6 protein-coding genes and 1 pseudogene are annotated in these 5,874 nt (G+C 51.3%); 2 read left to right on the top strand and 5 right to left on the bottom strand.

Going from position 1 to position 5,874, the window contains the following annotated elements:
- Window positions 1–289: 289 nt before the first annotated feature.
- Both prpE and IKE44_RS12920 read right to left on the bottom strand, forming a co-directional pair.
- Complete coding sequence (gene prpE / locus IKE44_RS12925) at window positions 290–1,027, bottom strand: bis(5'-nucleosyl)-tetraphosphatase PrpE (protein WP_049625209.1); 738 nt, start codon at window positions 1,025–1,027, stop codon at window positions 290–292.
- 206 nt (window positions 1,028–1,233) lie between these two features.
- Window positions 1,234–2,409 carry an FtsW/RodA/SpoVE family cell cycle protein gene (locus IKE44_RS12920; protein WP_049625208.1) on the bottom strand — a complete coding sequence of 392 codons (1,176 nt, stop codon included), beginning with the start codon at window positions 2,407–2,409 and terminating at the stop codon, window positions 1,234–1,236.
- A gap of 198 nt (window positions 2,410–2,607) precedes the next feature.
- Between IKE44_RS12920 and fabI the strand changes: the two genes are divergently transcribed.
- On the top strand, window positions 2,608–3,384 hold the full coding sequence (gene fabI / locus IKE44_RS12915) for an enoyl-ACP reductase FabI (RefSeq protein WP_033015669.1): 777 nt from the start codon (window positions 2,608–2,610) through the stop codon (window positions 3,382–3,384).
- Window positions 3,385–3,503: 119 nt separating this feature from the next.
- Entirely contained in the window at window positions 3,504–3,914 is a 411-nt protein-coding gene (locus IKE44_RS12910; RefSeq protein ID WP_049626048.1) for a CotO family spore coat protein, read from the top strand.
- A gap of 124 nt (window positions 3,915–4,038) precedes the next feature.
- Here IKE44_RS12910 and IKE44_RS12905 read toward each other — a convergent pair.
- The 3 genes and pseudogenes from IKE44_RS12905 to IKE44_RS12895 all read right to left on the bottom strand — a co-directional run.
- Window positions 4,039–4,795: pseudogene (locus IKE44_RS12905) on the bottom strand (glycosyltransferase); the annotation flags it as partial.
- A gap of 74 nt (window positions 4,796–4,869) precedes the next feature.
- Window positions 4,870–5,397 carry a protein kinase family protein gene (locus IKE44_RS12900; protein ID WP_121650086.1) on the bottom strand — a complete coding sequence of 176 codons (528 nt, stop codon included), beginning with the start codon at window positions 5,395–5,397 and terminating at the stop codon, window positions 4,870–4,872.
- 155 nt (window positions 5,398–5,552) lie between these two features.
- A complete protein-coding gene (locus tag IKE44_RS12895; RefSeq protein WP_049625205.1) occupies window positions 5,553–5,816 on the bottom strand; it encodes a hypothetical protein in 264 nt (87 codons plus the stop codon).
- Between the last annotated feature and the right edge of the window lie 58 nt (window positions 5,817–5,874).

The following is a 5,874-nucleotide window of genomic DNA, read 5'->3' as shown; positions in this document are numbered from 1 at the left end:
ACGCAGGTCATGCCTGCATCGTTACCGATTCTCTCGGTGTGTCTGTTGGCAGTACTTGGCTTCCACACACAACAGACGGATCTACGCTCGATGTTTTACGGTTACAACGTTTCCTGTAACCAACTCCATACATCGAGTAGCCGTTATTGGAGTGCCTTTATTAAACGGTTTTCTCCACGCCTTTATTCTATCATACACAAAAGAAAAGGGGAACGCGCATTCCTCTCCCACTTACTCCCTTTGGTCGTTGAAGTGGGAGTCTCCTGCGCGAAATAGGATGAAGCGCCGGTTACGGGAACGAACGGAATTTTTCCGGAACGTATGGCATCGATGACGGAACCGAGACGGTCTCCATTTCCGGGTAGCGCAATGCAGTGAGCGCACCGCCGAACACACAGCCGGTGTCAATGTTGACGGTTCGTCCGACAAACCGCGGAGTTTTGACAGGCGTATGGCCATACACAACCCATGCGCTGCCGTGATACCGTTTCGCCCAGTCGCGGCGCACCGGCGTCCCGTCCGGGTTCGTTTCGCCGGTGATGTCTCCGTATAGGACGAACGTCTTGACTTTTTGATCCGTCCGCCCGATATAATCATGGCGAATGCCGGCGTGGGCGATGACAAGGCGCCCCTCATCCAAAACGGCGTACAGGGGCGCCTGCTCATACAGGCGGATAAATTTGCGGCGGATCATCTCCTGTTCGCTTGGAGGCAAGGTGCGGTACTCGGAGACGGTCGTCTCAAGACCATGGGCGATTTGCACGTTGCGCCCTAAAAAGAAGCGGTACAGCTTATTGCAATGGTTGCCCGGCACGTAGTAAGCCAGCTTTCGCTCGACAAGGGCGGAGACGATCTCGATCATGTTCAGCGATTCAGGACCGCGGTCGGTCAAATCGCCGACGAAGCCGAGCTTTCGTCCGTCGGGATGAATCGGCACCCCTTCGTCCCAATGGTAGCCGAGTGTTTCCGTCAATGCGGCGAATTCACGGAAGCAGCCATGAATGTCGCCGATGATGTCCACTTGCATCGAATGTGCTCCTTTCTCGCTATAATGGTTGTACTACCAGTATGTCCGTTCAGTCAGGAAAAGAAAAGATGAGGCGGTTTTGCCCGCCTCATCGCGGCTTTTGCGGAGGCAACGCCCAAACGGCGGAGCCCGCGGCCAGGAAACAAAGAAGTGGAGTTGAGCTTGATGGCGACAAAAAACGCCGCCTGCGGACACAGCAAGCGGCTTTATTCATCGCTCGCGAACATAAATTTCCGCGTTCGCGAATGAACGTTTAAGACGAGGCCGATCGCCAGCATATAAGTCGCCAGCGAGCTTCCTCCATAGCTGATGAACGGAAGCGGCAACCCCGTGATCGGCAAAAGTCCAATCGTCATGCCAATGTTTTGGAACACTTGGAACGTAATCATGCCCGCGACGCCGGCACATAAATAGCTGCCGTATAAATCGTTGCTCTCCAAGGCAATATGGATCATGCGATAAATGAGCAGGAAAAAGAGAGACACGACGATGCTTGAGCCGACAAATCCGAACTGTTCGGCAATAACCCCGAAAATAAAGTCGGTATGCGCTTCAGGCAAGTACACTTGTAAATTGCCGAGCCCCTTCCCGTACAGCTCCCCCGAGCCGATGGCCATCAACGAACGGATGAGCTGAAACCCTTGGTCGGTCGAATATTCATACGGTGCGAGCCATCCGTAAAACCGGTTTAATTGGTAATCTTCTTCAATGATATATTTATGAAAAAAGTCCGGAAAATAAAAGTATATGAATACAATGGATGCCACGGCCGCCACTCCGGAAAAGACGATGCCGAAAATGATGCGCCAGCGGATGCCGGAAACGAGCACCAAGGTGGCGGTGATGGCCATAAACACCATCGACATGCCCATGTCCGGCTGCTTGGCCAACAAGATGAGCGGCGGCAACACGGTGAGGGCGATTTTGCCGAGCAGCTTGAAATCATCGCGGATCATGGGTTCAGGGTATTTTTCCCGATGGTTGACGATGATGCGACTTAGGACGATGATCATAAAAATTTTCATCAGCTCGGATGGCTGAAAGTTGCCTCCAGGTAGATGATACCAACTCGTCGCCCCCTTAATGGTTACTGATCCAGGGACGTTCAATTCCAGCCCAAGCAACAGCAACATCCCGAATCCATACAAATACCAAGCGATTTGAAACAGCCGATCATAGTCAATGATCATCGTCAAGGCGATCACGACAGCGCCGATGGCGTACCATTGCAGCTGCTTGGAAGCGAAGTTGACGTTCTGCAGCTTCTCGGGAAGCATCGGCTCCGCGCTGTGAATGGCGATGGCGCTCACCACGGCCATTAAGAATAAAAGAAATAATAAGTGATAATCAAGCTTCGATTGGGAAAAACGGTCATGATCCATGGAACGATCCTCTCCATTCAAATGTACCATATACCATATTAGCGAATTGAGTCGGTTTTGCAAAGTGGGAAAAACCGCCGGCAGCATGAAGGAGTCAAAAGGCAAAAAGAAAGCGCTCATTTACATTGTTTGCCGCATCGCCTATAATAGAATTAACACCTGGTGCTAAGAATAAATGATAATTGGGAGGATGAATGAATGGTCTTATCATTGGAAGGACGTACATATGTCGTGATGGGGGTGGCGAACAAACGAAGCATCGCCTGGGGCATTGCTCGTTCGCTTCATGCTGCCGGCGCTCGGTTGGTGTTTACGTATGCCGGCGAGCGGTTTGAAAAAGAGGTGCGGGCGCTGGTCGATACGCTTGGGGATGAACGCTCCCTTCTGCTGCCGTGCGATGTGGCAAAAGACGAAGACATTGTTCAATGTTTCGCGCAAATCAAAGAACAAGTCGGCGTCATCCACGGCGTCGCTCATTGCATCGCCTATGCCAATAAAGAAGACTTGAGCGGTGAGTATATGAATGTCAGCCGCGAAGGCTTTTTGCTCGCCCATAACATCAGTGCGTATTCGCTCACCGCGGTGGCTCGTGAAGCGAAAGAGCTGATGACGGAAGGTGGCAGCATCGTCACCCTTACGTACTTAGGCGGCGAGCGCGTCGTGCAAAACTACAACATTATGGGTGTGGCGAAAGCGTCGCTTGATGCGAGCGTGAAATATTTGGCGAACGATTTGGGCAAATACGGCATCCGCGTCAATGCCATTTCCGCTGGACCGATTCGCACACTGTCGGCCAAAGGGGTGAGCGATTTCAACTCGATTTTAAAGCAAATCGAAGAACGCGCTCCGCTCCGCCGGACGACGACGCAGGAAGAAGTCGGCGATGTGGCGCTGTTTTTGTTCAGCGACTTGTCGCGCGGCATCACCGGGGAAATTATTCACGTCGACTCGGGATACCACATTTTAGGATATTAAAAACGTGCGAGCAGCCGTTCCTGTTGATGGAGCGGCTGTTTTTTGCTTGACTTGGGCAATTATTGAGATCATGGGCATACATATATAAGGTAAGGCAAGCATGGAAAAGGGGGATCGACGTGCGGAAACAAAACGTTGTGGAGACGGAGCCATTGCTTTACATTGTGCAGCCAAAAGCGATGCGGGCGGCGGCGCATATGCAAGAAACGTTTATGTGGACTAGCCGAACGCAACAGGAAGAGGAAGGAAATTCCAACGATGAACGAGGCGGCGAGGAGGAACCGACTGAATTTTTTGCCAAAAAAGAATTCCAAGCGATGGCGCTCGACGAACGGCTGGCCTTTTTGGCGGAGCTGCCCGGCCATTTGCCGCCGCTTAAATGTCAGTTTGTCACGCAGGAGCAAAGCTATGAAGGTGTGCTGAAGCAATGCACAGCGGATGAATTGGTGATCGCCGACGAGCGAGGGAACGAAACCGTTATCGGCCGCGCCGCACTTGTTTCCGTAACGATGATCGGATTTGTGCCATAACGGTTTCCCTTTCCCGCGTCGAAGCACAGCGTTGCCCGGATGCGGTGCATCGTCGGGAAAGGGATGGCCATAGTTCATGCCGCCCCCTCACTGTTGCAGGAGACATTCCCGTTTGGCTTGCGGTTTATTTTTTGAGGCTTGCCGCTTTTCTTGCTGACGATGGTCCATTTGCGCCCGGAAGGCTTGCAATTACAAAAGGCTTGTCATCATGTTTTGCTTGAGCCCGTTTGCGGTTCAAATGCGTTTTTGTCGCCGAGCCTGGCATCTGTCAGTTGCCGCTTGCAATAGTAAAAGGTTTCGAATGGCGGCCGGTTTGCACGTTCTGGGGGGGCAGGAGCGCCTTTTGCGCTTTCGGTTTGTGACGCCATCGCCTCTTTTTGTTTGGCGCTCTGTTGATCGTCTGCCAGTGAGGCGGCACGTTTTTTCTTCCGTTTTTCGTTTTTCACATTCGCTTTTTCTGTTTTGGGAGGCATTGTCCGCGCCGCTGTATTCTTTTTCGACCGTTCCGTTTCTTTTGGGTCCGTTTGAGGCGACACCGGTTGTCCGAATGCCTCTTCTGTTTGCAGTTCTGTTGTGAGAGCAGCTGTTGATTCGAATTCTTTGGCTTGCTCCCACACTTCCAATAACTCCGAAGCGACCCGCTCCCAATGATACAGCGAAACAGCCAGCTCGCGTCCTTTTTCGCCCATTCTTTTCATCAAAGATGTATTGGATAATATTTGGGCGATCTTGTCGGCGAAATCGCTTGGGTTCTCTGGGTTTTCCACGATCAGGCCATTTTCATTCGCCAAAATGACTTCTGGATTGCCGCCTCTGGCTGTCGTGACGATCGGAAGGCCTGCCGCCATGGCTTCGTAATGGACGCGCGTCAATGGCGGTTGGCTGCCTGTCGCCTGCTTTCGCGTCCCTTGGCCGATGATTTCGCTGTAAAACATATGCGGAAACATAGCATCGGCTAAGTAGACGCTTTGATACGAAGCATAGAGCGGACAAATGGAGAAATAGATTTCAAATAATGACCGAATTCTTTTGGACACGTTGTTTCCCGGTGTGCATCCAGTATGTCGGTCGGTTCGGGGAAGGACGGCGAATGGGGAGGGATCCAATCGTCGAATAGGCTGTGTTTGTGAAAACGGGCCAACCATTCAATCCGTTGCTGGAATGAGGGCTTGCTTCCGCTTGAGGAAACGTACTCCATCAAGTAGTAATAGTGGTTTTTTCGTTGAACGTAAGGTTGCTTTGTTTTTGTCCGGATCATTTTTGGGATGTGAAATCCAGTTTCATATAGTTTGGAATGAAGCAAAATCGGGAAAGGTGTTTTATCCTCATTCAGCCGTTTTAGTACGCACCTCTCACCCGTTTTTTTGTTTTGCAGAAGCCATACTTTTTCCTTTTTTAGCTCGCCGGCGATATCCACCTCGGTTTCCGACAGGCCGTAGCTGTGCAACACTTCAAACAACAGGCGGGATCGTTTTGAGGCCACGATCAGTTCCTCCTAGCGCCAATGGTCGGTTAATAAGAGTGTATGTAAAGGGAAACGAGTTGGTATAGACAGGTGCACTAGGCCATGGCGAAAAGGGGCGGCAAAAAATAAGGCCGACCGCGCTCTTTGGCGCTGGCCGGCAAGGCTTTTCTTGATTATTCTTCCTCGTCCTCGAGCTGTTTTTGTGAATCGGAACGCATGGAAGCGGGGAGATCGATCGAGGCGATGGCGGCCGCATTGATGGCCAGTGTGCGCCCTCCCTCTTCATAAAAGCGGTCAACAAGCAACGAAACAGTGTTGGTTCGCGGTTTAACATAAATCAGCCAGAAGTCCCCCCCTCTACAGGTGGGGGATGAATGGCGTTCGGTTTTTCTGTTTTTTTCTTTCTTCTTTGGATGGCAATAGAATACAATAAACATAGGAGGTGAAACCATGTATCGAACGCTGAAAACCCGTTTTCGGGCAAAGAAAGAAGTT

This window comes from Geobacillus sp. (genome assembly GCF_017515625.1).
Lineage (GTDB): Bacteria > Bacillota > Bacilli > Bacillales > Anoxybacillaceae > Geobacillus > Geobacillus stearothermophilus.
Note: the sequence above shows the minus strand (reverse complement) of the source record. Positions and strands in the feature narration are given on the sequence as shown.